The 26265-nt window shown below is 31.8% G+C and carries 24 protein-coding genes, 1 tRNA gene and 2 pseudogenes; 11 read left to right on the plus strand and 16 right to left on the minus strand.

The features are described 5' to 3' along the window. Nucleotides 1-12 precede the first annotated feature (12 nt). Nucleotides 13-837, plus strand: a complete 825-nt coding sequence (locus SYO3AOP1_RS06755; RefSeq protein WP_012459981.1) for a Sir2 family NAD-dependent protein deacetylase — start codon at nt 13-15, stop codon at nt 835-837. Between the two features lie 501 nt (nt 838-1338). After that, on the plus strand, nt 1339-2748 hold the full coding sequence (locus SYO3AOP1_RS06760; protein ID WP_012459982.1) for an FAD-linked oxidase C-terminal domain-containing protein: 1410 nt from the start codon (nt 1339-1341) through the stop codon (nt 2746-2748). 387 nt (nt 2749-3135) lie between these two features. Here SYO3AOP1_RS06760 and SYO3AOP1_RS06765 read toward each other — a convergent pair whose 3' ends face one another. The 7 genes from SYO3AOP1_RS06765 to SYO3AOP1_RS06795 form a co-directional block, all read right to left on the minus strand. Next, nucleotides 3136-3762: a radical SAM protein gene (locus SYO3AOP1_RS06765; RefSeq protein ID WP_012459983.1), complete on the minus strand. Its 627-nt coding sequence runs from the start codon at nt 3760-3762 to the stop codon at nt 3136-3138. After that, the gene (gene nrdD / locus SYO3AOP1_RS06770; protein ID WP_012459984.1) at nt 3750-5747 is read right to left on the minus strand and encodes an anaerobic ribonucleoside-triphosphate reductase; all 1998 of its coding nucleotides are present in this window, start codon (nt 5745-5747) and stop codon (nt 3750-3752) included. The genes SYO3AOP1_RS06765 and nrdD overlap by 13 nt, the downstream gene beginning before the upstream one ends. A gap of 90 nt (nt 5748-5837) precedes the next feature. Continuing rightward, nucleotides 5838-6977 (minus strand): hypothetical protein, encoded by a 1140-nt coding sequence (locus SYO3AOP1_RS06775; RefSeq protein WP_012459985.1) that lies wholly within the window; start codon nt 6975-6977, stop codon nt 5838-5840. Next, nucleotides 6977-7315, minus strand: a complete 339-nt coding sequence (locus SYO3AOP1_RS06780; protein WP_012459986.1) for a cupin domain-containing protein — start codon at nt 7313-7315, stop codon at nt 6977-6979. The genes SYO3AOP1_RS06775 and SYO3AOP1_RS06780 overlap by 1 nt, the downstream gene beginning before the upstream one ends. 10 nt (nt 7316-7325) lie before the next feature. Beyond that, on the minus strand, nt 7326-7790 hold the full coding sequence (locus SYO3AOP1_RS06785) for a hemerythrin domain-containing protein (RefSeq protein ID WP_012459987.1): 465 nt from the start codon (nt 7788-7790) through the stop codon (nt 7326-7328). A 362-nt stretch (nt 7791-8152) separates the two neighbouring features. Further along, a complete protein-coding gene (locus tag SYO3AOP1_RS06790; protein WP_012459988.1) occupies nt 8153-8449 on the minus strand; it encodes a metal-sulfur cluster assembly factor in 297 nt (98 codons plus the stop codon). 2 nt (nt 8450-8451) lie between these two features. Next, nucleotides 8452-9723, minus strand: a complete 1272-nt coding sequence (locus SYO3AOP1_RS06795) for a dihydroorotase (protein WP_012459989.1) — start codon at nt 9721-9723, stop codon at nt 8452-8454. Nucleotides 9724-10193: 470 nt separating this feature from the next. Between SYO3AOP1_RS06795 and SYO3AOP1_RS06800 the strand changes: the two genes are divergently transcribed. From SYO3AOP1_RS06800 to SYO3AOP1_RS06825, 6 genes are all read left to right on the plus strand, one after another. Next, nucleotides 10194-10952, plus strand: a complete 759-nt coding sequence (locus tag SYO3AOP1_RS06800) for an undecaprenyl-diphosphate phosphatase (protein WP_012459990.1) — start codon at nt 10194-10196, stop codon at nt 10950-10952. Between the two features lie 8 nt (nt 10953-10960). After that, nucleotides 10961-11743 carry an indole-3-glycerol phosphate synthase TrpC gene (gene trpC / locus SYO3AOP1_RS06805; protein WP_012459991.1) on the plus strand — a complete coding sequence of 261 codons (783 nt, stop codon included), beginning with the start codon at nt 10961-10963 and terminating at the stop codon, nt 11741-11743. Nucleotides 11744-11748: 5 nt separating this feature from the next. Continuing rightward, nucleotides 11749-13497 carry a DNA polymerase/3'-5' exonuclease PolX gene (polX, locus tag SYO3AOP1_RS06810; RefSeq protein WP_012459992.1) on the plus strand — a complete coding sequence of 583 codons (1749 nt, stop codon included), beginning with the start codon at nt 11749-11751 and terminating at the stop codon, nt 13495-13497. Beyond that, the gene (locus SYO3AOP1_RS06815; protein WP_012459993.1) at nt 13494-13886 is read left to right on the plus strand and encodes a hypothetical protein; all 393 of its coding nucleotides are present in this window, start codon (nt 13494-13496) and stop codon (nt 13884-13886) included. Before polX ends, SYO3AOP1_RS06815 begins: the two co-directional genes overlap by 4 nt. A gap of 324 nt (nt 13887-14210) precedes the next feature. After that, entirely contained in the window at nt 14211-15647 is a 1437-nt protein-coding gene (gene gltX, locus SYO3AOP1_RS06820) for a glutamate--tRNA ligase (RefSeq protein WP_012459994.1), read from the plus strand. Next, on the plus strand, nt 15644-15991 hold the full coding sequence (locus SYO3AOP1_RS06825; protein WP_012459995.1) for a hypothetical protein: 348 nt from the start codon (nt 15644-15646) through the stop codon (nt 15989-15991). Before gltX ends, SYO3AOP1_RS06825 begins: the two co-directional genes overlap by 4 nt. Nucleotides 15992-16139: 148 nt before the next feature. Here the strand turns inward: SYO3AOP1_RS06825 and SYO3AOP1_RS06830 are convergent. Continuing rightward, nucleotides 16140-16388: pseudogene (locus tag SYO3AOP1_RS06830) on the minus strand (transposase); the annotation flags it as partial. A gap of 82 nt (nt 16389-16470) precedes the next feature. On the opposite strand from SYO3AOP1_RS06830, the gene SYO3AOP1_RS09755 reads away from it, so the two are divergent. From SYO3AOP1_RS09755 to SYO3AOP1_RS09765, 3 genes are read left to right on the plus strand one after another with little or no spacing between them, the layout of a single operon-like run. Next, the gene (locus SYO3AOP1_RS09755) at nt 16471-16851 is read left to right on the plus strand and encodes a transposase (protein WP_343122254.1); all 381 of its coding nucleotides are present in this window, start codon (nt 16471-16473) and stop codon (nt 16849-16851) included. After that, a complete protein-coding gene (locus SYO3AOP1_RS09760; protein ID WP_281340617.1) occupies nt 16781-17254 on the plus strand; it encodes a transposase in 474 nt (157 codons plus the stop codon). The genes SYO3AOP1_RS09755 and SYO3AOP1_RS09760 overlap by 71 nt, the downstream gene beginning before the upstream one ends. A 13-nt stretch (nt 17255-17267) precedes the next feature. Continuing rightward, nucleotides 17268-17462, plus strand: a complete 195-nt coding sequence (locus SYO3AOP1_RS09765) for a hypothetical protein (RefSeq protein ID WP_281340554.1) — start codon at nt 17268-17270, stop codon at nt 17460-17462. A 9-nt stretch (nt 17463-17471) separates the two neighbouring features. Here the strand turns inward: SYO3AOP1_RS09765 and SYO3AOP1_RS06840 are convergent. The 8 genes and pseudogenes from SYO3AOP1_RS06840 to SYO3AOP1_RS06875 all read right to left on the minus strand — a co-directional run. Beyond that, nucleotides 17472-17945 (minus strand): annotated as a pseudogene (locus tag SYO3AOP1_RS06840) (transposase); the annotation flags it as partial. A 629-nt stretch (nt 17946-18574) separates the two neighbouring features. After that, on the minus strand, nt 18575-20275 hold the full coding sequence (locus SYO3AOP1_RS06845; protein WP_012459996.1) for a penicillin-binding protein 2: 1701 nt from the start codon (nt 20273-20275) through the stop codon (nt 18575-18577). Beyond that, complete coding sequence (locus tag SYO3AOP1_RS06850) at nt 20275-20595, minus strand: septum formation initiator family protein (protein ID WP_012459997.1); 321 nt, start codon at nt 20593-20595, stop codon at nt 20275-20277. Before SYO3AOP1_RS06850 ends, SYO3AOP1_RS06845 begins: the two co-directional genes overlap by 1 nt. Further along, nucleotides 20596-21477 carry a 16S rRNA (cytosine(1402)-N(4))-methyltransferase RsmH gene (rsmH, locus tag SYO3AOP1_RS06855; RefSeq protein WP_012459998.1) on the minus strand — a complete coding sequence of 294 codons (882 nt, stop codon included), beginning with the start codon at nt 21475-21477 and terminating at the stop codon, nt 20596-20598. Next, nucleotides 21478-22242, minus strand: coding sequence for an MBL fold metallo-hydrolase (locus tag SYO3AOP1_RS06860; RefSeq protein WP_012459999.1), 765 nt, complete (start codon nt 22240-22242; stop codon nt 21478-21480). Between the two features lie 44 nt (nt 22243-22286). Beyond that, on the minus strand, nt 22287-22646 hold the full coding sequence (locus SYO3AOP1_RS06865) for a roadblock/LC7 domain-containing protein (protein ID WP_012460000.1): 360 nt from the start codon (nt 22644-22646) through the stop codon (nt 22287-22289). Between the two features lie 546 nt (nt 22647-23192). Next, nucleotides 23193-23280: transfer RNA gene (locus SYO3AOP1_RS06870), tRNA-Ser, on the minus strand. Nucleotides 23281-23330: 50 nt separating this feature from the next. Further along, nucleotides 23331-26264, minus strand: a complete 2934-nt coding sequence (locus tag SYO3AOP1_RS06875; protein WP_012460001.1) for a valine--tRNA ligase — start codon at nt 26262-26264, stop codon at nt 23331-23333. Nucleotide 26265: the final 1 nt, after the last annotated feature.

Genomic DNA, 26265 nt, shown 5'->3' on the forward strand with positions numbered 1-26265 from the left:
TAGGATTCTAAAATGGAAGAAATAAAGATAGCTAAGCAGCAAATAGAGGCGGCAGAAGCGGTACTGATTACTGCCGGAGCAGGTATGGGTGTAGATTCTGGACTTCCTGACTTTAGAGGTACAGAAGGGTTTTGGAGAGCATATCCGATAGCCAAGAAGCTTGGACTAAGGTTTGAAGAGCTTGCAAATCCAAAATGGTTTAAACAAGACCCCCAATTAGCTTGGGCATTTTATGGGCATAGATTAAAGCTATATAGAGAAACACAGCCACACCAAGGATTTTATCTTCTAAAAGATTTGGTGAAAAAGAAAAACGAAAACTATTTTATCTTTACTTCAAACGTTGATGGACAATTTCAAAAAGCCGGTTTTGACGAAAATAAGATTGTTGAAATTCACGGCAGTATTCATTATCTACAATGTATAGAACCTTGTAGCGATGAAATATGGAGTGCTGAAGGAATTGATGTTAATATTGATATGGAAAATTTTAAAGCTCTTCCACCACTACCTACATGTAAAAATTGCGGCTCTTTGGCAAGACCAAATGTTCTGATGTTTAATGATTTTCAATGGATTCCTCACAGAACAGAGGCACAAAAATTTAGATTTAATCTATGGCTTGAAAAAGTTCAAAATAGAAATCAAAAGTTAGTAATTATTGAAATTGGGGCCGGGAAGGCAGTACCAACTGTAAGGCTAACAAGTGAAAGAATAGCAAGATTACTAAATGGATTTTTGATAAGAATAAATCCAAGAGATTATCATGTTCCTACTAATATTAATACAGTTTCTTTAAAAGTTGGCGGATTAGAAGGTTTGAAGTTAATCTTATAATTTTATTTAAGGCTTGCAAACCAACAGAGGGCGTTCCAAATTTTAACTAAGTCTAAAAATTAATTAACTTTTTGATCGTCATTTCTGAATGAAGCAAAGAATCTCCTCCTTATACCATAACGGTGTCATTCTGAACGAAGTGAAGAATCTCCTATTTTTCTCTTCAAAAAAAGAGATCCTTCAGACTTATGTCTTCAAGATGACGGACAAAGTAAACTTAAAAAATTATTGTCAATTACAAATTGGAACACTCTCACATTACTCTTAAATAATTAACATGATATGTAAAGCATCAGACACAAAAGGTAAAACATATTTACTACTTTGTTGCTTGAGTCAAATCAATTACGTACTTAACATTACTCTCAGTTTTTTTGCTTATTGCTAATCATACATTGCTTATTTCACTCTCTCACTTAAAATTATGACTTACTCTATTGAAGATTTATGTTAACATAGTCTAAATTATTCTTTAAACAATTTTAAAATGAGGTAGTTGGCATGTTTAAAGTTAAACAGGTTGAAAAAATACTGGTACCGGATAGGGTTAAAAGAGCATTAAAAGAAGCAATTGGAGAGCATAATGTATTAGATGATGAAATGGATAGAATGTTATATTCATATGATGCAACGAGATTAAGCTTTCCGCCGGATGTGGTTGTAATACCAGAAAGTGAAGAAGATGTTAAAAAAGTAGTAAAAATTTGTTATGAAGAAGGTATACCAATAACTCCAAGAGGAGCAGGTTCGGGCTATACCGGTGGTGCTATTCCGGTAAAAGGTGGAGTATTAATCTCTTTTGAAAAGATGGATAAAATTTTATGGATTGACGAGGACAACGCAGTTGCAAAAGTTCAACCGGGTGTAATTACTTATAGACTTCAGCAGGCAGTAGAGAAAAGAGGATTATTCTATCCACCAGATCCGGCAAGTTATAAATTCTGCACGATGGGTGGAAATGTAGCTGAAAATGCAGGTGGTCCAAGATGTGTTAAGTACGGCGTAACAAGAGAGTATATCATGGAGCTTGACACTGTAATTTATACAGGAGAAACAATCCATACAGGAAGAATAACATTAAAAGATGTTGCTGGATATGATTTAACAAGACTTTTAATCGGCAGTGAGGGAACGCTTGGAATATTTACAGGAATAACAGTCAAATTAATTCCAAAACCAAAAGCTAAGAAAACAGTAAAAGCTGTATATATGGACTTAGAATCTGTAGGAAAAACAGTTAAAGATATATTTAAAGCCGGAATTTCACCGTCAGCTCTTGAATTTATGGATAATCTTGCAATAAATGCAGTAGAAGATTTCGGGCATTTTGGATTAGATAGAGACGCAGAAGTTATACTTTTAATAGAAGTTGACGGTCATCCAAAAGCTCTTGAAGATGAGATTGTAGAAGTTGCTAAGATATGTGAAATGAACGGTGCAAAAGTTGAAGTTGCTAAAACAGACAGAGAAGCAGAGAAACTTTGGGAAGCTCGTAGGTCTTTATCTCCAGCAGTTGCAAAACTTGGAAGAACAAAAATAAACGAAGATATAGTATTTCCAAGAAGCTATTTACCAGAGGCACTTCCAAAGCTTAGAGAGATTGGAAGAAAATATAACTTAAAAATGGTGAACTTTGGACATATTGGAGATGGAAACGTTCATGCTAACTTTATGATAAATGGATTAGACCCGGATGAAGTAGCAAGAGCAGAAAAAGCTGTTGAAGAAGTTTTTGACTTAGCATTATCTTACAGAGGTTCTATCACTGGTGAACATGGGGTTGGTATAACAAAGGCAGAATTTATGAGAAAACAATTTTCTCCACAAGAAATGGAATTGATGAAGAAAATCAAAAGAGCATGGGACCCGGAAAACTTAATAAATCCTGGAAAGATGGGATTAGACGATTAAATACATTTTAAAGATTCTTCTCTGGCTGGCTAAAAACGCTGGTCAGTAGAAGAGTCTTTTAAAAATTAACAATAAAAATAAAAATAATTATTCTTCCTCTTAAGCAATCTTCCTTGAGACTGTTCCAAAAATCCATATCGTCATTCTGCAGCCGGCGAAGAATTTCCTGTTTTCCTTTTCAAATCAAAAAATCAAAAGAGGAGATCCTTCGGCTTACAGCCTCAGGATGACACAGAAAGGTAAGCTTACGAAAATTTTTACAGCACTCTTATCTTCCTTGAATTTCTATTTAATTAAGTTAAAAAATATGGCTTCAACTTTCTAATTCTTTAAATACGGACAACTTATGAATTGACTTTGTCACCATTTCCGTTACATACTAAAAAATTATTCCTTTAACCTTTCATTAAATGGACAGTCTTCTACCGCATAAAAAGGATTTAAAAACCAAGGAGATTTTAATTTAGACGTAAAATTTTTTATTTTTTCTATATCTTCTTCAGAAAGCCAAGGATATTTAACTGTTCTAAACAAAGTTAAAGGCATTCCATCCACAAGAGTAATTGTTCTAATTATTACTTTTGGGTCAATATCAACGCCTGTTGTAAATTTCCACTTTTCAGGATTTTCTAAAGGAGATTTTATATCAACTGCAAAACCATCAACATAAGGTTTTAATTTTTCTACAACATCTGGATTACTGCCGTTAGTATCTATCCTAATTTTAAGCTCAGGATTAACCTTCTTAATAGTATTAACCAATTCTATTAATTCTTCAGGTTCATGTATGGTAGGTTCGCCACCAGAAATAACTATACATTCTAAAAATGGACTTTTTTCAATTTCTTCCAATACTCTTTCTATCGGAATATTCCCTGCAATATCAAGCACTACACGCCAATTATAGCAATGTAAGCACCTAAAATTACACCCAGCAAGGAATAAAATTAAACACCATTTACCCGGAACATCTTTCGTTGAATGTACAAAGCCAGATATTTTTATTCCAGCCACTGCATAATCTCCAAAAGTTCAGGCTCTAATACTTTTTTTCTTGTAATCCAATCAGCCCTTCTTCCGCCCTGCCAATAATTTTCCTCACCTTCAAAAAGATATTTATCCTTTTCCGCTTTAATAACTTTTCTCGCAATAGGTCTGTAATAACCAATTACCCTTGAATATATGGTCGTATCTTCAGAACCACAGTAAGGACATACATATCTTTCACCTACTATTTTTCTGCCACAATTATTGCATATTGTTAGTGTTGGAGTTATTGTTATATAAATTATTGTTCTTTTACTGAAAAGATTTTTGATAAATCTTGCTAAAACATCTCCTTCTGTTTTTTCGTTTAGGAAAATATGCTGGATGCTTCCACCTGTTGCAAACCTTTGAGTTTTTGCAGACACATCTATCTGCTTAGCTAAGGATGAACCATCAAAAGGTGGCTGAAATCCAGAAGTTAAAAATACTCCAGAGCCTTCAAGACTTCCTTTTACAAATGGTGGAAAATCATGAATTTTTTGATAATTTTTATATAACAAAAATTTAGAATTATCACCCGATTTGATTGCATTATAAAATTCTAAATCTTTTTGACCCAAAACTGGAGCAGCAGTTTCTCCAGGAGCATATTCAAAATTCCAAGGAATGCCGTCTTCTTTCATGAACTCATCCAAGGTTTTTAAAATAAAATCGGCTACTTCTTTTGCAAAATTAATGCCTTCCGGATGAAATATTCCAGAATCTTCTTCAATCATTTTACCTGATTCATCATATTTTACGAAACCAAAGTTTATTAATCCTTCATGACCACCTTGTATAGAGATTGTATTAAACATAGTTGATAAGTCTTTGATGTAGTAAAAGAATGTTGGATAAAGTTTTTTGTATTCTTCTATAAACTTTCTTTTTTTATTTAAAACATTTCTTGCTTTTGACAAAATATCCTTCAAATGTTCAAAAAGCTTTTCTTTATTACCTCTGTGAATATAGCCTAATCTATTAAAGTTTATTGAAATAACCCCAATAGAACCAACACCTGAAACACTTCCAAAAATTGACCTTAGATTGGAAACTTTTAAAATATCTTTGATGTCTATCTGAAATCTACAGCAAAAACTTCTTTGTAAAGCAGGGTCTCTTGGCTCTAAACCAGCTTCAATAAAAGGTTTACTCATAAAGTTTTCAAAGTAAGCACCACCGTGTTTATCTAAGTTGTCTAAAAATTGTTTAAATATTGGATTTTCAAAATCAAAATCATCTGTTATCTGAACAGTTATTAATGGAAACGTCCAAGGTCTTCCCTCTGCATCACCTTCCCACATTGCTCTTAGAAATCCTAAAACAGTTTTGTTGTAATAATCAGAAGGAATTTCTGAATAGGTTTTATCAAGTACTTCTCCGTCAATTGTTATAAATTCATCTTTTAAATGATATGCTGGTCTTCCAAACTCTAAAGTTACATTTGTAAAAGGGCTATTACCACTTCTAAAAGGAAGGTTTACATTATATAAAAAGCTTTGAAATGCATGGTATAAATCTTCGTCTGAGTACTTTCTATCTTTTAAATTTTCTTCATACCAAACATAAGATGTTGCTATAGTAATAATATCATTTAATGCAACAGCACCGGATAACTCTTGAGCCATAAGACAAATAAAATTTGAGCATTGATCAAGAAATGTTTTTAATCTTTTAGCCGGTCTTGATTTCGGAGTTACATTTGAAGTGGAAGAAATTCCATAAATTGAAATATCCTTTGCAGAATAACCAAGACAATAAGGACTGAGTAAAGCTAACTGATGTTGATACCACCAACCTTCTTTATGCATTCTTGCTTCTTCTTCTGTTAAAATCTCTTCAAGCATATAACTTTTAAAAGCTTCTCCAGCAAGTATATTAGCCAGAGCTGGTAATGAGTAAATGAAATTTGCATTATGAAGAGCAATCTCAGAAAGCTTAAGATATTCTTTGATTATTTCTTTCTCATTCATTATTTAAGCCTTTTTGTTTGATATGATGATTTAAATATAAGTCACTTAAAGATTATTTCAATTTTCCTTAAAATCAACAATCAGTAAATTCTAATCTATAAAATAGAATCTGAAAACATTCTTAAATAAAAATAAGCTACTTAAAACTAAATAGCCTATGATTAAAACAGAAAGATTTTTAAAATTAAGAAGTTCCAAGATAAATGATGAAATTAACAGAATGATAAAGATTTTTAGATATAAAAGAGCATAATTTTCATCTATCATTTTAGAAATCTGCGGAACTTCTTTCCCCTGTCTTGCTTTTTCTATATATTTTAAATTCCAAATAATTCTCGGCAGTAAATGAAGAATGCCACCAAGAATAGTTAAATATGCAAAACCATAAATCATTATATTAATATGATAAAAAATTAAACTAAAATCAGCAAAACTTGCCAAATATACACCAATTCCACCACCAATAACGAAAATCAGCCATGCAGTTAAAAAATATTTTATAACAACAGGAATGCTTAATATTTTTCCACCTTTAAAAACAGAAATATAAATGGTATATAAAAAGCCAAATACTCCTATTAAAATCAAAAAGCCAGAAAGTGCTATTAAATTATAATCTCCATAGAAAAAAGCTATAATAGTCATCAATACAGAAAACTGATATAAATAAAAAACTTTTTCAGCTAATTTTAAATTTAAAACTTTCATGGTCAACATCGGTATCCAAGCAAATTGAACACCAATAACAAGGTTTAATAAAACTCCTAAGGTAAATGTATGGATTGAAAGCTTGAGAGTCAAAATGTTGCTATATAAATAAAGATTAAGAAATAAAATTGACAAAAATAAATTTAAAATTCCAGTAAATATAAATCTTATAGTAAGCGGTTTAATAGTTTTCAAAGTTGTAAAAATTTGAAATAAAAAAATCAAAATTCCAAATAAAATTAGAAATCCGGCTATTTTAATCTGATTTAATACAAAACTGACGGTTGAAAAAATTAAAAGCGATAAAACAATATAAGAAAGTTTTTCATATTTAAGCTTAACATTTTGAGAGTTTGGAAATATTTGATATAGTCCGCCTAATATAATTGAAAGAATAAAACCAAATACAGAAATAATGGCAGTGTTTAAAAGATTCTCTTGATATTTGTAATACAAAGATAAAAATAAATTTAAAAATCCTAAGATAAAGAAGTAAGTTGATATCTTTGATACGTAAAACATTACAAGCTAATCTTTTTAGTTGGAATAGGTGTAATTATAGCTTGTACAACTAAATTTTCTAATGCTTCAAATCCATGAGGTTCATTAGGCTCGTAAATTATGGTTTCTCCTGTACTTAAATCTCTGTATTCTTCTTTACTTCCAATAAAAAACCTTCCATTACCTTCTAAAACAGTTAAAATAACATCAGATGGTGATTGATGTAAATTTACAATCTGACCTTTCTTTAAAAAGAATAGTAAAATTCTTGCATTTTGAGTATCTGCTACTTTTTCTATGACAACCTTTTCATCAGAAAATTTGGTATTAAAATTATGTTTGTAGATTATCAAACTCATGTTATCTCCTTTACAGCCATTCTTTTTCTTCTTTTAAATCTATTTCTTCCATGATATATTTTCCATCTTTTTCTTTGATTCTTTTTATATCTGGAAAAAAGAAATTTTCTTCCTCAAGAAAATGGTCGTAAATCATTTTTATCAACTTTTTGGCATATGTCTTTAAGATATCTTCCTTAGATTTTCCAAGGTTAACATCTTTAATAGCTTGTTTTAGATAATCTGCTTCTTCTCTAATAGTTGAATGTGCAAAAGAAAATGATTCTGCATCATAATTTGGATAAATTTTTAAGACTTTCGGCAAGAATATTTCATCTTCTTTATTCGCATGATTTTCAACTTCTGTTAATACAAAATTGAGTAAATTTTCTGCATCTAAAACTGTAAAATTATCTAACTTCTTTTCAAATTCTCTTAAAACTTTATTAATTGCCTTATGTTCATCAATCAACTCTTCTATTTCTTTTTCAAACATTATCAAGCCTCTGATATTAATTTAAGATAAATATATCTTAAATTCTGAAATTAACTCTATGATTAATATCATTAATTGATATTCATCCGGTGAGAATTTCTAAAAATACGTCGGGTGAGAAATTGGGTAAAGGTAGGAGATTCTTCGCCGGCTGCAAAATGATAAATAAGCAACCTTAACGTACGATGTGTAAGGGCAATTCATGAATTGCCTCTACTTTCACTTTCTTTGTCATCCTGAGGACGTAAGTTCGAAGGATCTCCTTTTTTAAATTCTATAAAAATCACTTATTTCTCACCCAAGGTATTTTTTTAAATCAATATACTCATAAACAATTGACCGAATTTTTCTCTGTTAAATCTTCAGCCAAGTTTTTGTAGTTTTTCTTTACCTTCTTTTGTAATTAGAGAAGTAGACCAAGACGTTGTAAAATCAAGAGTGATGTTAATGTTTTCAATGTTTAAATCATTTTTAAGTTTATTAATTACTTGAGAGACTATTACGTTTTGAAGAGGACAGGTTGGAGATGTAAGCATTAAGACAATATTTATACAATTATCTTTTATATCTATTGCCTTTACTAAACCTAAATTTACAATGTCTAATGGAATTTCTGGGTCATAAACTTCTTTTAATGAATCATAAATTTTGTTTATCATAGTTAATCTCTGTAAACGATTTTTCCCTTAAAGAATGTATATTTAACTTTGCCGGTTAATTTTCTGCCAAGCAATGGTGTGTTTTTACTTTTTGATAATATTGTTTCTTTATTAACTTCCCAAGTTTCAAATGGGTCAAAGATAGTTAACTCGGCAATCTCGCCTTCTTTGATTTGTGGTGGTTTTAATCCAATTTTTTTAGCTGGCTGTATTGACATTACTTCAACCATTCTGTTTAAATCAAAGTAGTCTTTCTTAACAAGTTCTAAAACTATAGGGAGTGCAAATTGTAGTCCAAGCATTCCCGGTGGACAAGCCTGTAATTCTTGCATCTTTTCATAATGTGCATGTGGTGCGTGGTCGGTTGCTACAAAATCAATAATACCGCTTGCAAGAGCCCATCTGGTTGCTTCTATGTCTTCATGGGTTCTTAGTGGTGGTGAAACTTTTGCTATGCAAGAAAAATCTAAAAATTCTTCATCAGTCAGGTATAAGTGATGTGGGGTTACTTCAGCGGTTACTTTTGCTCCCATTGCTTTAGCCCAAGCCACAATCTCAACAGATAGCTTTGTGGATATATGGCATATATGAACTGGCATTCCTGTTTGTATGGATAATATGCAATCTCTTGCTACCATTGTATCTTCTGCTTCTGGTGGAAGTGGTGGAAGTCCAAGTGCAGCTGCTATTTCTCCTTCGTGGGCAACGCCGTTTTGTGAAAGGTTTAAGTCTTCACAGTGGTCAGCAACAAAGGTTCCAAGAGAGCCGGCATACTCCATCGCTTTTCTCATTATGAAAGAATCCATGACAGGAGCACCATCATCTGTAAAGTAGACAGCTCCTGCATCCTTAAGCAGTGCCATTTCTGTAAGCTCTTTTCCTTTTCTTCCTTTTGTTATTGCAGCAGATGGAAGAACTCTACATAATCCTATTTCTTCACCTTTTTCTATAATGTATCTTACGATTGGTACGTCATCAATAGCAGGTATAGTATTTGGCATACATACAACGGTTGTGTATCCACCAGCAACAGCTGCTTTGCTGCCAGATTCTATATCTTCTTTGTAAGTTTGACCAGGGTCTCTAAAATGAACGTGTATATCTGTAAAAGATGGAGTTATAATCTTTCCTTCTGCATCAATAACCTCACAACCTGCAAAAGGTTGAATATTTTTTTCTATTTTTTTAATTTCTCCTTTTTCAATTAATATATCAAATTTATCATTCAGATTGTTTTGTGGGTCTACAATATGTCCGTTCTTTATCAAAATCATTCTTAGACTCCTTACAAAAGATGAATTTAAAATAAATTTAACTCAGAAAAAGAAAACTTCATTAAAAAACTTTAACAAAAATAATATTCTATCACAACCAAAGTTTTGGTGGTTAGATGGTGAGACGTGAAGAATAAGAAGCAAATTTTAGCTAAGTCTGAAAATTAATTACCTTTTGATCGTCATTCTAAAGTCGTGGGAAGAATCTCCATTCTTTTACCTCTCTCTTATTCAATGTATGGGCAATTCATGAATTGCCTCTGCTCACTTACTCACCTTCTTTAAAAGAGGTGATCCTTCGGACTAAAGTCCTCACAATGAAGTTATAAAGATAAACTTACAAAAATTTTTAAAGCAGCCCCAGATGTGAAAGGTAAGAGGTAAACATTTCACTTACTCACCTACTCATTTTCTCACTTCCTCATGATATTATGGTAAAATTTGATTAAAAACTAATTTGGGAGTATCTATTGACAACCTTAGAAGCTGTTATTTTAGGAATAGTGGAAGGTCTTACAGAGTTTTTACCTATCTCATCAACAGGCCATTTAATATTAGTTTCAAATCTGCTTGGAATACAGCAGACAGAACAACATAAAGCCTTTGAAGTATCAATTCAGCTTGGTTCAATATTGGCAGTTGTATTTTTATACTTTAAGAAGTTTTTAGATACAAATTTAATGAAAAGAATACTGATAGCATTTATTCCAACGGGTATTTTAGGATTTGTTTTATACAAAATCATCAAAAGTTTGTTTAATCCTTATATAGTTGTTTTCATGCTTGTTTTTGGAGGACTGCTTTTAATATTGATAGAACTTTATCATAAAAATAAAAGTTATGATATTAACTCAATATATGAAGTGCCATATCAAAAAGCGTTTTTGATAGGAGTTTTTCAATCTTTGGCTATGGTTCCTGGTACTTCAAGGTCTGGTGCTACTATTGTAGGTGGATTACTTCTTGGATTAGACAGAAAAACAGCGGCGGAATTTTCTTTTATGCTTGCAGTTCCAACGATGTTTATGGCAACTTTTTATGATGTTTACAAAAATCGTTCAAATTTTAATCTTTCAGATTGGGAAAATCTAATAGTAGGCTTTGTAGTTGCTTTTATATCTGCTTTATTTGCGATAAAATGGCTTTTAAAATTTATTTCAAATCATTCATTTATTCCCTTTGGTATTTATAGAATTATTTTAGGAATTTTATACTACTTATGGTATTGAGGTAGGAAATGAATATATTAGACAAGATTATTCAGACAAAAAGAGAAGAGCTTGAAAATTACACTTCTCAGTATTTAAAACATTTAGAAAAACTGGCAATAGAAAGAAATAAAAAAGTCTTAAACTTTAAAAAAGCCATTTCCGGAAAGAGTATCAATATTATTGCAGAAGTTAAAAAAGCTTCTCCGTCTAAAGGAATAATCAGACATTATTTTGACCCTGTTGATATAGCAAAATCTTATGAAAAAAATGGAGCAAAAGCAATTTCTGTACTAACAGATAAACAGTATTTTCAAGGAGATATTGCGTATCTTTATCAAATTTCAACAGAAGTAAATATTCCATTGCTTAGAAAAGACTTTATCATAGATGAAAGGCAGATTTTGGAAGCTTATGCATATGGTGCTGATAGTTATCTATTAATAGCAAAAGTCTTGGATAAAGAAAGTTTAAAGAGACTTATAGATTTTGGAAGAGAGCTTGACATGGAGCCATTGGTAGAAGTTCACAGTAGAGAAGAAGGTGAAAAATCTGTAGAAGCAGGAGCAAGAATTATTGGAATAAATAATAGAAATTTGGAAGATTTTACAGTTGATATAAATCTATCAAAAGAGCTTGCACCGTATCTAAAAGAGATCGGATCTGAAGTTGTAGTTGCAGAAAGCGGATTAGAGAGCAGACAACAGCTGCTTGAGTTGAAAAATTATCAAGTTGACGCATTTTTAATAGGAGAATCTTTAATGAAAGAAGCAGATGTAGGAAAGAAGTTAAGAGAGTTTATAGAAGGGTAAAAAAGATGTATCAAAACATCAACAAAGAATTAGCAAAAATCTTTAAAAATATGTCTCACATTTACGAATTTTTAGACGACAAGTTCAGAGCATTGGCTTATGTTAAAGCAGCACAGATATTAGAAGATTTGCCTGATGATATTAGAAATTATATTGCTACCGGTAAAATAAACGATATAAGAGGAATTGGTTCTCATACTTTCGATAAAATCTTAGAGTATATCAAAACAGGAAAAATACAAAAATATGAAGAGCTTAAAAAATTAATACCTGAAGATTTTTTAGAGCTTATGGAAGTACCTGGCTTTGGACCAAAAACTTTAAAAAGAATTTATGAGGAGCTCGGTATTAACAATAAAAAAGATTTAATAGAAGCATTAAAAGATGGAAGAGTTGCAAAGCTAAAGGGTTTTGGAGAAAAGAAAGTTCAAAATATGCTAAAAGGTCTTGAGCTTTACGAAGCTTCTAAGAATAGACTTTTACTGTGGGAAGCTTTACAAATAGGAGAAACATTATTAGCTAAATTAAAACAGCTTAAAGAGATTAAAAATATTGAGCTTGCAGGAAGTTTAAGAAGAAGGAAAGAAACTATTGGAGACATTGATATTCTTATATCCTGTGATGATAAAGACAGAGATAAGATTATAAATTATTTTGTTAATTTAGAAGATGTTAAAGAAGTTCTTGCTAAAGGTGATACAAAAGCAAGTGTTATTATAAAAGAAAAAGATAGACAGGTAGATTTAAGAGTACTAAAACCAGAAGAATGGGGTAGTGGTCTTCAATACTTTACAGGTTCAAAAGAGCATAACGTACATTTTAGAGAAATAGCTAAGCAAAAAGGATTAAAGGTCAGTGAATATGGTGTTTTTGATGCAAAGACAGAAAAAAGGCTTGCAGGAGCTACTGAGGAAGAAGTATATGAGATAGTAGGAATGCAGTGGATTCCCCCTGAAATGCGAGAAGACAGAGGAGAAATTGAGCTTGCTTTAAAAAAGAGCATTCCAAGATTGGTAGAGCTTGAAGATATTAAAGGAGACTTGCATTGTCATTCAACATGGACGGATGGATTTAACAAAATAGAAGAAATAGCAAAATTTTTACTTGAAAACTATAAATATGAATATTTCGCGATTACAGACCACTCAAAAGCCGTAAGAGTAGCCCATGGACTAACAGAAGAAGATGTTTTAAAACAGATTGAAGAGATAGATAAAATAAATAAAAAACTTGGATTTGACTTTATAAAAAAGGGAATAGAAGTAGATATTATGCTTGATGGCTCTCTTGATTTGCCGGATGAGATACTCGCAAAGCTTGATTGGGTAGTTGCATCTATTCATACACATTTTAACAGAGACAATACAGACAGAATTATAAAAGCAATGGAAAACCCTTATGTATGTGTAATAGGGCATCCAACAGGAAGGACCATCGGTGTTAGAGAAGGTTATCCTTTATCTGATGAGATATTTAAAGTTGCAAAAGAGACAAACACCGCACTTGAAATAAACGCACAGCCTTTAAGAATGGACTTACCGGATGTGATGATAAAAAAAGCAGTTGAGAATGGAGTTAAATTAGTAATTTCAACAGATAGCCACAATCTTGGAAACTTTGCTTATATGAAAATAGGGGTTGCAAATGCAAGAAGGGGCTGGGCAAAAAAAGAAGATATATTAAATACTTACAGCTGGAACGAGATTAAAAAATTTATTCAAGCTAAACGTAAAAAGTTTGGTGTTAAGGCATGAAAAATGCTTTTTTTGGAGAAAATCTTGACTATATTCCTTACCAAATCTTAAAACAAATTCTTGGTGAATCAATCTATGATGAATATAGAGACATAATAGAATTTATAACCATTGAAGGCGATATAGAAAAAGATATTCTTTATTTATACTTAAAACCGTTTAACTCTAACAAAATCTTGTATGCTACATATGATTTAAAAGATAAAAAGATTTTAAACAACTTAAGTAAATCTGAAATTTTAAAAATTTTTGATGATGAAAAAGATAAAATTCAAGAGCTACAAAAGAAAGAAATAGAAAGAAGTGCTAAAATAATATTGACTATCATAAGCCTTGTTCTTGGAATGGCAGCTGCTTATTTTGTATCAAAGTTTGTTTTTTGTTTTTGATGAAGAAACAGAAATATAGTATATTCTAAACCGACACAGTTTACGCAAGAAGATGGATAAAGATTGATTTTTGATGAATACGTTGGGTAAAAATAGAGACTTTTATAAAATTTAAAAATGAGATCCTTCGGCCTTGCGGCCTCAGGATGACAGAGAAAGGTTGAATGGTAAGCATCAGAGAAAGGATAACCTAATTTGTCATTCTGAAGGCGGCGAAGAATCTCCTACTTTTATTGAATATTGACTTTTATTGAATATTAAATTTCTTACTCAACATATCGACAGATAAAATATTTTTGCGAATTAATATAAATGGAGGAATGAATGAAGAGAGTTAGATTTGCACCAAGTCCAACAGGTTATTTACATCTTGGGAATGCAAGAACAGCACTTTTTAATTACCTATTTTCGAGACATGAAAACGCTACTTTTATACTCAGGATTGAAGATACGGATTTAGAAAGGTCTAAAAAAGAATACGAAGAAATGCTTATGGAAGATTTAAAATGGATGGGGATTGAGTGGGACGAAGGTCCGGATGCGGGAGGTCCTCACGGTCCATACAGACAATCAGAAAGATTAGAAATATACATGAAGTATGTTGATAAGCTTTTAAAGTCAGGTGATGCTTATTACTGCTACTGTACAGAAGAGGAGTTAGAGCAGGAAAGAGAAAAAGCTATTGCAGAAGGAAGACCTTACAGATATAGCGGAAAATGCAGAAATCTAACACCGGAAGAAAGAGCCTTTTATGAAGGTAAGAGTATAAAACCGGTTATAAGATTTAAAGTTCCGGATAAAACGGTGGTATTTGAAGATATCATTAGAGGCCATGTAGAGATAGATACAAAGGAATTTGGAGATTTTGTGATTGTAAGACAAGATGGCATGCCAGTTTATAACTTTGTAGTTGTTATAGATGATGCTTTAATGGGAATAACTCACGTAATTAGAGGAGAAGACCATTTATCAAACACTCCAAAACAGATAGTAATATATGAAGCTCTTGGTTTTGCGATTCCACAATTTGCACATCTGCCTATAATTCTTGGAGAAGATAGAACAAAGCTATCAAAAAGACATGGGGCTGTATCTGTTAGAGCATTAAAAGATGATGGATTTATTTCAGAGGCAGTATTTAACTATTTATCATTACTTGGATGGCATCCAAAAGAAGAAAAAGAGATTTTATCAAAAGAGGAGATAATCAAGCAGTTTAGAATTGAAGATGTGAATAAATCTCCGGCAATATTTGACAGAACAAAACTAAGATGGATGAACGGTGTATACATAAGAGAAATTCTTGATTTAGACGACTTAACAAAAAGAGCTATTCCCTTTTTTGAAGGCTTTGGATACAAAGCTGACTATGAATTTTACAAAAAAGTTATGTCTGCAATCAGAGATAGCATCGAAACATTGATGGAAATCAAAGAAAGGGCTAAAGTCTTCTTTGTTGATGAATTTCCATACACAGAAGAGATAGTTAATGAAGTAAAATCTGATGAGAATGTTTATAAAGTTGTAGAGATTTTTTATAACAAAATTAAAAACCTATCAGCTATTACAAAAGAAGATTTTAAAAACATCACAAAAGAGATTCAAAAAGAGTATGGCTACAAAGGAAAGGCTTTGTTCCATCCTATAAGAATCGCATTAACGGGAGAACCTTCCGGGGTTGGGCTTGATTTACTCGTTGAAGTTATAGGCATAGAAAGAGTCAAATTTAGATTAGAAAGATTTTTAGAATACTTTGGATGATGGATTTAAAACAGCTTAAAATTAGAATTTTAAAAGAAGACGATGATATGCTAACCATAAAAGAAATAGACAGATTGTTAAACAACTCTGTAGAGCCAAAAGAAAAATGGTTCTACAGGGGCTTAAAACATATGTATGAGAATCACTATACAGAAGCTATAAAATGGTTTCAGCTTGTAAACGATGACTTATCAAGATATCTAATCTACTTAATAGCATTTAAACTAAAAGATGAATTCATCATGCAAGAATATAAAACAGACATTGAAAATTTAGAATTGAAATTAAAGCCTGTATTTGTTTACAGGGATAGAATAATTTATCCAAAAGAGATTGTAAAGTAGATAGAGATTATTTCAAAAATCCACGTCGTCATTCTGCAGCCGGCGAAGAATCTCCGTCCTTTCTCACCTCTCACTTACTCACTTTCTCACCTTTTTTAAAAGAGGAGGCCCTTCGGACTAAAGTCCTAAGGATGTTCTATGTTAAATGTCAAGTACAAAAATTTTCATCAAATGGTCTTTTATTCTTTAATATACCGTATGCCTGCCTTAATAACTTATGTGCTACAGCTACTAATGCTAACTTTTTAGCCTTACCTTTACTTACTAATCTTTCGTATAATTCTCTGCAGTATTTGTTAAACCTTATTGCTGATAATGCTGCCATGTATAATATCTTTCTTGCATATGGATTTCCCATCTTCTTTATCCAGCCACTTTTCTTTACACATGCTGCGGTAAAAGAACTTTTCCCAAATGGTATAACAACCCAAGAAAAGATAGGTATAAGAAAGCTTTTAGAATCCGTTGTAGAGTTAGTTATGAACCAAGAAAGAAATTTCTTTCTTGAAAATGACGATGATAACAAAGCAAATGGGTATTATGAAAGAAGCCTAAATACTGGTTCTTTCAAGCTTAACATAAATGTCCCAAGAGATAGAAAGGGTAAATTTAGACCACAAATATTACCTGACCCTTACAAAAGAGTTGATGAAGATTATATAGACCTTCTTATGAGTTTGGTATCCAATGGATACTCAGAAAGCAAGATAGATTCTACATTAAAAAGCTTGGGCTTAAACTACTCAAAACAACATATGGATGCAATCAAAAAACAACTTATAGAAAGACTTGAGTGTCTTCAAAACAAGAGAGCTTTCATTAGATGTATTTGTACTGTATATAGACGCATACCACTGTGAAAACAAAGCAGACTGGATAAAAGTATTCAATGATTTAATAGATAGAGGACTAAAAAGGGTAATGCTTATAGTAAGTGATGATTTTCCTGGGATAACAAAAGCCATAGAAACACTGTTTCCTTTTACAGACCATCAGCTATGTTTAGTCCATTTACAAAGAAACGTTAGAAATCAGATGGATAAAGAAGATTCACAAGTATTTAACAAAGAATTAAAAAACATAAAAGAAAACAGCTTAGATTATGAAGATGGATTAGAAAAATTAGATGATTTATGTAGTAGATTTAAATCTAAATATCCAAGCTTTATAAAACATATTCAATCTAACAAAGAGAGATACTTATGTTTTTTAAAAATATCCAGAAAATCTAAGAAAACACATATACACAACAAATCCAGTTGAAAGTGTTAATAGCATGATAGAGAAGGTAAGAATAAATTTAGGTGGATATTTTCAATCTGTAGACATTCTTGAGATAAATCTGCTTATACAGAGAGATAATTTAAAGAATGGAAAATGGAAAAAACCTATACCTGCTTTTAAAGGAGCTTCTTATGAAATTTTACAATTGTTTAATAAAAAGTTTTCAATCCAGACACAAAATTATTGATAAGTCTCCATAGGTTAACGATTCTCTTTTGTTTCTTAGCATTGTAAGCTGCTGTTGTAAGTCTTCCAATATCTTTAGTTTTACTTCTATTTCTTTTTCTACATCTGATTTTGGTTTATAAAGCTCTCCATCGAAAAACGTTCTTCCATATTCTGCTATAAAGAATGAATCAGCTTTATCTGTTTTGACTCTTGTCATTTTAGCTTCCATAAATTTCTTTATTGAAAATGGATTTACTACTGCTACATTATAGTCATTTTCATACAGATAATTAGCAAGCTTTAAATGGTAAACTCCTGTATGCTCCATTATGATAAGCATATCTGACTTTTTAAACTTCTTAAGGTAAGGCTTTATTTTCATTTCAAACTCAACTGGGTCAGATTTAACTTCAAAATTTTCTTTCTTGTTATCATATAAAACTGTAGCAGTAAATGAGTTTTTAGATACATCAATTCCTATGACTATTTTGTAGCCATTCATAAGAATACCTCCTTTCATAAAATACTTGACATGAAAGAAACTTCCTGATAACCTATCATCGTAGTTAAATACAGGCTTAAAAGCCTAATGTTCTTACTGCAGGTTTTAGGAAGTAGAGGAAGGACAGTCTAAAACATCCTGAGCGGTCTTAAAAGACCAATGACAAACACTTGATCTGTCCTTCCTTTTTTCTCCCATGTCTATAATTATTATAAAATCTTATTCTCTTATAGTTTAAAAATTTTTGGTATATTTAATATACGATGACAGTTAAGGGTTGAATGATAAACATCAGAGAAAAGATAACCTTATTTGTCATTCTGAAGCCGGCAAAGAATCTTCTACTTTTATTAAATTTCTCGTCCGACGTATTATTCATAACTACTATTAACCATAACCAAGCCATGGTAACGGAAAACTTAGATCTATAAACTTACATAGAGAAGGGGGATGGGACAGCCAAAATTTAAGTTTGTGAACCATGATTTGGGATACGTGAGGTGTATGTTGAACGTAAAGCGTAAAAATTATCCTTTATAAAAAACTTATGTTTCAATTCTTGCCTATAGCGTAAAAAAGCCATCGTGCGTCGAAGCAGGAAAACCCCTCCTTCCATAAGATGGGTTAGTTCACTTCTTATTCTCACTAACGACCTTATCTGGTTTTTGTTTATAATAAAACATTACCCTATCAACTAAATTCTTTAACACTGTAGCAGATACACCACCACCTATATGTTCACCCGGAAATTTTGGCTTAGGCTCATTTGCAAATATAACAACTGTAAATTTTGGGTCAGAGACAGGAAAAAATCCTGCAAACCACGTATACCATTTAGAATTAGACAAAGCCTTTATTGCTGGGTCATATTTTTGAGCTGTTCCTGTTTTTCCTGCAATAGTAAAGTAATCAGATTTACCAGACTTAGCCGTTCCATCTTCTACAACTAATTGTAATACCGGTTTTAATTTTTGTATACTTTCATCACTCAAAACTTTTCTAATCTTTTCTGGCTGATAAACTTTTACGTAGTTTCCGCTATTATCAGTCAGACCTTTAACCAGCAATGGTTTTATAAGATAACCACCATTTGCAAAAGCTGAATAAGCTAACCCAACTTGAAGAGGGGTTGCAGTCCAGTTTTGTCCAATCGATGCATAGGCTATGTTTACAGGTCTAAAATCCTCCCTTAAAAATCCGTATGCCTCGCCAGGGAAAACACCTGTTTTTTGTCCAAATCCTAAATCTCTTAGTTTCTGATATATTTTTTTCGGGTCCAATCTTAAAGAAATCTTTATAGCACCTACGTTAGAAGAATGCTGTATAATCTGAACCGGTGTTAATAAACCAAATCTTTTATGGTCTTTAATTCTAATTCCGTCTACGTAAATAGCACCATTTTGACAGTCAATTATTTCATTTAAATCAACCTTTTTTTCATCAATGGCTTCTGCAAGAAAAATAGGCTTTGCTACAGAACCTACCTCGTAAGCATGCTGAAAAATTATATTTTTATAAGTTTTATATTTTTCATAATTGTTAGGGTCGTAGTTTGGATATGTAGCTGAAGCTAAAATTTCTCCAGTATGTGAGTTCATGATTAAAACGGCAGCTTCTAATGGATTTCTTTCATTTACAAGCTCATTTAATGCTTCTTCAGCTATATATTGAACGTTCATGTCTATTGTCAACACCGCGTTATATGTTAATTTTCCTAATTCAACTTTTTCTATAGAGATTAAATTACCTTGAGCATCTTTTAAAAGCTGAATTTTTGCTTTACCACCACCAAGATAGTCGTTAAGCTGTCTTTCTAACCCTTCCATACCAAGTCCTGTTTTTTTACTCACAAATCCTATAGTACTACCCGCTGTTTGTCCGTAAGGATAAGTCCTTATACTATTATCAATAATACCTATATTCCATTCTTTTAAATCCGACCTTAATTTTAGTATTTGAGGTTTTAATGCTTTATCTACATTTGTTGAAATAACTGTATAGTTTTTTCTTGATGTTAGCTTGTTATATATTTCTTCGTAAGGAATTTTTAAAAGGAAAGATAGTTGTTTTGCTACATTTTCTTTGTCTTTGATAAATTTAGGAATTACATAAACGGTAAGAGTTGGAACGCTTATGGCTACAAAATTTCCTTTAGTATCGTAAATACTGCCTCTTGGAAGGTTAATTTCTTCTACTGTGTAATATTGTTTTTCAATGTATGAAAGATACTCTTCTCTTTGGAAAAGTTTTAGTTGAAGTATTCTAAATCCTGCTATTAAAAATGCAAAAAGCAGTAGGGACAGGATTATTTTTGTTCTTTTTTCATCCATTAAGGTTTATTTTCAATAAACTTAACACTCTTATAATCAACAGATTTCATTCCTTGCTGATTTTTTGCCAATTGAGATATTCTTTCTGGCGATGATAATATAGCTATATCTTTTTTCAATTTAAAATTTTCTGCAATTAAGTAATTTTTTTCTTGATTAAGCTGAACGATTTCATTATCTATTTTATAATTTAGCTGACTATATCCAACAAGCATGATTAAAGAAGAGAAAAAGATTGCAAAATAAAGTTTATATTTACCTAAACCAATTTTTATATCTTGAATCAGCTCTTCTCTATTTATTGTTATACTTCTTGTCATTTAAATCCTCCTTCCAACTCTTAGTTTAGCACTCCTTGATGCAGGATTTTCTTTAATTTCCTCATCTGATGGAGTTATTGGTTTTTTCGTCAAAATTTCTAAAAACTTTAATTCTTTATATTTTTTAAACATATTTTTGACGATTCTATCTTCTAAGGAGTGGAAGGAGATTGCCATTATTATTCCGTTTTTTGCCAGTAGATTAATAGCTTTCTCAAGCCCTTCTTCAATATCTTTAAGCTCATTGTTAACTTCTATTCTTATAGCTTGGAATGTTCTTGTTGCTGGATGAATTTTTCCATGCCTTAAATTCGGTGGATAACATCTATACACTATATCTGCAAGCTCTTTTGTGGTTTCTATTTTTTTCTTTTTTCTATACTCTACTATACTTTTAGCTATTTTGCTTGCAAACTTTTCTTCACCATACGTTTTTATTATGTTGTAAAGGTCTTGTTCTCTATAGTAGTTAACTATATCATAGGCAGTTAGTTTTTGAGTTGTATCCATACGCATATCTAAAAACTCTTCTCTTTGAAAAGAAAAACCTCTTTCTAATTTAAGCTGGAAGGTTGAAACCCCAAAATCAAACAAGATTCCATTGATTTCTTTAATTTGCAGAGATTGTAAAACTTTATCTAAATCTTTAAATGAAGATTTAACAAGTGTGATTCTATCTTCAAACTCTTTAAGTCTTTCTTTTGCTACTTTTAATGCATAATCATCTTTATCTAAACCAATTAATTTTAAGTTTAGATTTTGCTTTAAAATAAGGTATGAATGCCCACCACCCCCTACAGTAGCATCAACAAAAACTTCTCCTTCTATAAGCTTAGAAAATTCTAATACTTCTTTATGTAAGACCGAATAATGCTCAACCAATTAAACTACAAACCTATTAGTAGGTATTTTATAAACATCGTCCATTATATCCAATCCTGCTTCTAAGCTACTAACCCAATCTATAAATTTATTAACCATTTCTTTTCCCTTAAAGATTGCTCCGTGCTGTGGCGCGATAGTTTCTATATCAAGCTGTCTTACCATTTTTGCCCAAAGTTTAAAAGCTTTTGAGCTTGGAATATATCTTCTATGAAATCCTTCCATATATTTAATATGTTCTTCAAAATCATTTACGAACTGATAATCTTGTCCTAATGATGCACCAAGGTCTCCTGAATACAAGATTTTAGATACTGGATCGTATACTTGGAAATTTCCTGGGGAATGTAGCCAATGGCCAGGAATTATATACATATCCGTATTTCCAAGTGTAATTATAGTACCTCCATCATCTAATCCTTTAATTCTATCTGCAACAAGCCTATCTACTCCAAAATGTGGAATAAATCTAAGCCATAATTTTGAAGCTATGGCAGTTGCCTTTGTTGTCATTAACCATCCATTTGCAGCCGCAACAATATCCGGGTCTTGATGTGAGAAAAATATCCATTGAAGATTATCAACTCCTATTAAAATTCCTATTTCTTGGAGTAGGTGTTTAAAAACTTTATGACCGCCTGGGTCTAAAATCATGCCTTTGCCGTTATCGACAATCAAATGAACGTTTGCTTGAACCATTTCTCCATGACCAAAATCTTCTAATAAGATGTTCTTGTGTACTCCATTGTCGAATAAAATCTCCATATTAATTACCTCCTTATTTTTTCTTTTTCGATAAATAATTAACTTTAACTTAATTCTTGTTCTAGCTTCTTAATTGTTCTTTGAATTTCCATCAGTAGCAGTCCAAGTTTTGCATTTACTGGGGCAAGAACTCCAAGAACAGCAACATCCTTAATTCCTGTAAATATAACATATCCAGTAGAACCTTTAATGTATAACTGTTCAAGATTTCCTTTGTTTAATTCTGAAGTAACCCTTTCACCAAGGGATAATATAGCAGCACCCATAGCTGCAACTCTATCTTCATCTGCTGAACTTGGAAGTACAGATGCAATAGCTAATCCATCAACGCTTACTAATACAGCACCCTCTGCCCCAGAGTCTCTAATAAATTCTTCAAGCAATTCAGTGTACTTAACCGCCATGACAGTTTCCTCCTATGTAATTCTTATGTATTATTTTAACCTAATATGACAATAATACGTCGAGTGAGAATTTAAATAATAATATAAAATTTAAATAATAATATAAAATTTAAATAATAATATAAAATTCTCCGCTCTGCTATAGAATGTTAAAAGTGAGAATGTAAGAGATTGATGGATGTTGGAACAGTTCATGAACTACCTGTATGTAAGGGGATGAGGAGTGAGAGGTAGAAGATGAGATGTAATACGTTAATATTCAATAGAGACTGTTCCAGAATTTTTGTAAGTTTGTCTTTCCTCGTCATCCTGAGGATGTAAGTCCGAAGGATCTCTTTTTAAATCCTGTAAAAACTACTGATTTCTCACCCCAAGGTATATTTAATAAATAAATTTTTTCATTTTTATGATGTTGAATTTAAATGGAATAAAATCTTTGCATGAAAAAATGTGTAATGCAATAACTTTTTTAAGACCGATTGATAAGGATTTGCAGCCTGGGAAAGCGTTGCATTTTTTTGAGAAATTATAAATAATATATAAAAGCGGAGGAGGAGGGATTCGAACCCCCGGTGGGCTGTCAACCCACAAGTGATTTCAAATCACCCGCATTCGTCCACTCTGCCACTCCTCCACAAAAGGGATAGTTATTATAATTCAATTTAAAAAATTTTTCAAGACTTTTTAAACCCTACTACTTTCAAGCATTTTTATAAGATTTAAAATCTTTTCTCTTTTTTCTTTCAATTCTTGATATAACTGTCTTTCTTTTTCTACAACTTGCGACGGTGCTTTGTTTACAAAATTTTCATTAGACAGCTTACCTTCTGCTATTTTTATAGACTTTTCAATGTCAGCTAAAGCTTTTTTCTGCCTTTCTATCTCTTTTTCTATGTCAACGATACCTTGAAGGTCTACAAAGACTTCCCCCAGGTCGCTTACAACAGCTATTTCTGTAGATGTTTTTTCTATATCAGTACTAACTTCTAAGCTTTCAGCTTTAATAAGTGTTTTTATCTGATTTTGTAGCCATTTTAGTTTTTCTTTTACTGATAAATCTTTTGCTTTTATTTTGATGTTTAATTTTCTGGTTGACTCTATTGAAAAGTCGCTTCTAACATTTCTCACAGAAGATATAAGATTTTTTAAGTCTTCGATGAATTGATAATTTTCTTCATTTTTAAAACTCTCTAAAACTTTTGGATATGGTGCTACTGCTAAAACTTCGGAGTCTTTATTTTTTAAGTAGCTGTATATTTCCTCTGTTATGTATGGCATTATAGGATGAAGAAGTTTTAAAGATTCTCTTAATACAAAGTTTAAAACTGTTAAAGCTGTTTTTTTCTCTTCTGAGCTACCTTTATAAATTCTTTCTTTTGAAAGTTCAATATACCAGTCGCAGTAGTCGTGCCAGAAAAAGTCGTAAAGAATATTTGCATACTCATTGTATCTATAATTCTCAAGCTCTTTTGTAGAGCTTTCGATAGTTTTGTTTAATTTTGTTAAAATCCAGTAGTCTTCTATTGACAAGCTTAAACTTTCTAAATTTGTCTTTCCGTCGTAATCTTCACTGTTAATTAAAACAAACTTAGATGCGTTCCAGATTTTGTTTGAGAAATGCTTATATCCTTCTATTCTCTTTTCAGAAAGTCTTATATCTCTACCTTGTGCAGCCAATGATGCTAAGGTAAATCTTAAAGCGTCTGAACCGTATTTTTCAGCCATTTCAAGCGGGTCTATCACATTACCCTTTGTTTTAGACATTTTTTCGCCTTTTTCATCTCTAACAAGTGCATGAATGTAAACATCTTTAAATGGAACATCGTTTGTAAACTTAGTACCCATCATTATCATTCTTGCAACCCAGAAGAATATGATGTCAAATCCTGTCACTAAAAGGGATGTTGGATAGAATGTTTCTAAATCATCTTTTCTTGATGGCCAGCCAAGGGTACCAAATGGCCATAATGCAGAAGAAAACCAAGTATCCAGCACATCCTCTTCTTGATGAAGATTTTCAGACCCGCATTTTTCACATTTTAGCTTGATTTTATATCTTTCGTTGTACACTTTTTCAAACTTATTTGAATTTTCCAATAACTTAATTAAACTATCTTTACTTTCAAACTGACTTGTTTTTTCTCCAAATACTATTTTTTCATAAAATTCTAAATTTGTTTTTTCCGGATGTGTAAAGTTTTTGTCTTTTAGTATGTTTAAAACATCATCTACGCAGAAAATTTGTCCGATTTTTCCATCTGCATAAAGATTAAATATTATTTTTTCTTCTAAAGAAGTATAGCTGTCATCGTTAAATGGGTTTGTATGATTACAGTCTTTGCAATACCAGATTGGTATTCTGTGTCCCCACCAGATTTGGCGAGATATACACCATTCCCTTATGTTATACATCCAGTTTAGATAAGTTTTTACCCATCCTTCCGGAATAAATTTTATCTGACCATCTTCTACAACTTTAATAGCCTTATCTGCAAGTTTTTTAGTATCTACAAACCATTGATTTGAAAGGTATGGCTCTACTATTTCCTTAGACCTTTGAGAATGTCCTACATTATGAATATGATCTTCTTCTTTTTCTAACAGTCCAAGTTCTTTTAACTTTTCTACAATTTTTTGACGTGCTTCGTATCTGTATAAACCTTTAAACTCTCCGCCGTTTTCATTGATGTGTGCAGATTCATCCATAACAATGACCATTGGAAGGTTATGTCTTTTTCCGACTTCAAAGTCATTTGGGTCATGGGCAGGAGTGATTTTTACAGCTCCGGAACCAAAGGCTGGGTCTACATACTCATCAGCAATTATTGGAATTAGATTAGAGACTTCATTACCATTTATATCTATTCTTTTTTCAGGTGCAAGTGGTAACCTTACTCTTTTACCTATTAAATCTTTATATCTTTCATCGTTTGGATTGACCGCTACAGCTGTATCTCCAAGCATTGTCTCCGGTCTTGTTGTTGCGACTACAATATAACCAGAACCATCTTCCAGTGGATATTTAATATGCCAGATTTTGCCTTTATGCTCCTGGTACTCAACTTCTAAGTCTGATATTGCTGTTTTCTCTTTTGGATCCCAATTTACTATGTAAGGTGCTTTAAAGATTAAACCTTCTTTATAAAGATTTACAAATGCATATCTAACCGCTCTTGAAAATCCTTCATCTAAGGTAAATCTTTGTCTTGACCAATCACAAGATGCACCTATTCTTATAAGCTGATTTTTTATACTATCTCTTGATTTTGGAACCCACTGCCAGACTTTTTCTATAAATCTTTCTCTTCCAAGGTCAAATCTACTTATTCCTTCTTTTTGAAGCTCCCTTACTACCACCCATTGAGTTGCAATGCCGGCATGGTCAAATCCCGGAAGCCATAAAACATTGTATCCTTGCATTCTTTTGTATCTGACCATTATATCTTGTAAAGTCACGTTCAAGGCATGTCCTATGTGGAGGCTTCCGGTTACGTTTGGCGGAGGCATCACAACAGAAAAATAAGGTTTTTTGCCTGTTTGTGCTTTAAAATATTCAGAATTTTTGTATATATCAGCCCATTTATTTTCTATTTCTTGGTGGTTATACTCTTTTAGCATA

This window comes from Sulfurihydrogenibium sp. YO3AOP1 (assembly GCF_000020325.1).
In the GTDB taxonomy this organism is placed as follows: domain Bacteria; phylum Aquificota; class Aquificia; order Aquificales; family Hydrogenothermaceae; genus Sulfurihydrogenibium.

Excerpts from the sequence above, each read along its gene's own strand:
- SYO3AOP1_RS06755 (WP_012459981.1), top strand. The coding sequence starts at position 13 with ATGGAAGAAATAAAGATAGCTAAGCAGCAAATAGAGGCGGCAGAAGCG.
- SYO3AOP1_RS06760 (WP_012459982.1), top strand. The coding sequence starts at position 1,339 with ATGTTTAAAGTTAAACAGGTTGAAAAAATACTGGTACCGGATAGGGTT.
- nrdD (WP_012459984.1), bottom strand. The coding sequence starts at position 5,747 with ATGAATGAGAAAGAAATAATCAAAGAATATCTTAAGCTTTCTGAGATT.
- SYO3AOP1_RS06775 (WP_012459985.1), bottom strand. The coding sequence starts at position 6,977 with ATGTTTTACGTATCAAAGATATCAACTTACTTCTTTATCTTAGGATTT.
- SYO3AOP1_RS06780 (WP_012459986.1), bottom strand. The coding sequence starts at position 7,315 with ATGAGTTTGATAATCTACAAACATAATTTTAATACCAAATTTTCTGAT.
- SYO3AOP1_RS06785 (WP_012459987.1), bottom strand. The coding sequence starts at position 7,790 with ATGTTTGAAAAAGAAATAGAAGAGTTGATTGATGAACATAAGGCAATT.
- SYO3AOP1_RS06790 (WP_012459988.1), bottom strand. The coding sequence starts at position 8,449 with ATGATAAACAAAATTTATGATTCATTAAAAGAAGTTTATGACCCAGAA.
- SYO3AOP1_RS06795 (WP_012459989.1), bottom strand. The coding sequence starts at position 9,723 with ATGATTTTGATAAAGAACGGACATATTGTAGACCCACAAAACAATCTG.
- trpC (WP_012459991.1), top strand. The coding sequence starts at position 10,961 with ATGAATATATTAGACAAGATTATTCAGACAAAAAGAGAAGAGCTTGAA.
- polX (WP_012459992.1), top strand. The coding sequence starts at position 11,749 with ATGTATCAAAACATCAACAAAGAATTAGCAAAAATCTTTAAAAATATG.
- SYO3AOP1_RS06815 (WP_012459993.1), top strand. The coding sequence starts at position 13,494 with ATGAAAAATGCTTTTTTTGGAGAAAATCTTGACTATATTCCTTACCAA.
- gltX (WP_012459994.1), top strand. The coding sequence starts at position 14,211 with ATGAAGAGAGTTAGATTTGCACCAAGTCCAACAGGTTATTTACATCTT.
- SYO3AOP1_RS06825 (WP_012459995.1), top strand. The coding sequence starts at position 15,644 with ATGATGGATTTAAAACAGCTTAAAATTAGAATTTTAAAAGAAGACGAT.
- SYO3AOP1_RS09755 (WP_343122254.1), top strand. The coding sequence starts at position 16,471 with ATGAACCAAGAAAGAAATTTCTTTCTTGAAAATGACGATGATAACAAA.
- SYO3AOP1_RS09765 (WP_281340554.1), top strand. The coding sequence starts at position 17,268 with ATGATAGAGAAGGTAAGAATAAATTTAGGTGGATATTTTCAATCTGTA.
- SYO3AOP1_RS06845 (WP_012459996.1), bottom strand. The coding sequence starts at position 20,275 with ATGGATGAAAAAAGAACAAAAATAATCCTGTCCCTACTGCTTTTTGCA.
- SYO3AOP1_RS06850 (WP_012459997.1), bottom strand. The coding sequence starts at position 20,595 with ATGACAAGAAGTATAACAATAAATAGAGAAGAGCTGATTCAAGATATA.
- SYO3AOP1_RS06860 (WP_012459999.1), bottom strand. The coding sequence starts at position 22,242 with ATGGAGATTTTATTCGACAATGGAGTACACAAGAACATCTTATTAGAA.
- SYO3AOP1_RS06865 (WP_012460000.1), bottom strand. The coding sequence starts at position 22,646 with ATGGCGGTTAAGTACACTGAATTGCTTGAAGAATTTATTAGAGACTCT.
- SYO3AOP1_RS06875 (WP_012460001.1), bottom strand. The coding sequence starts at position 26,264 with ATGCTAAAAGAGTATAACCACCAAGAAATAGAAAATAAATGGGCTGAT.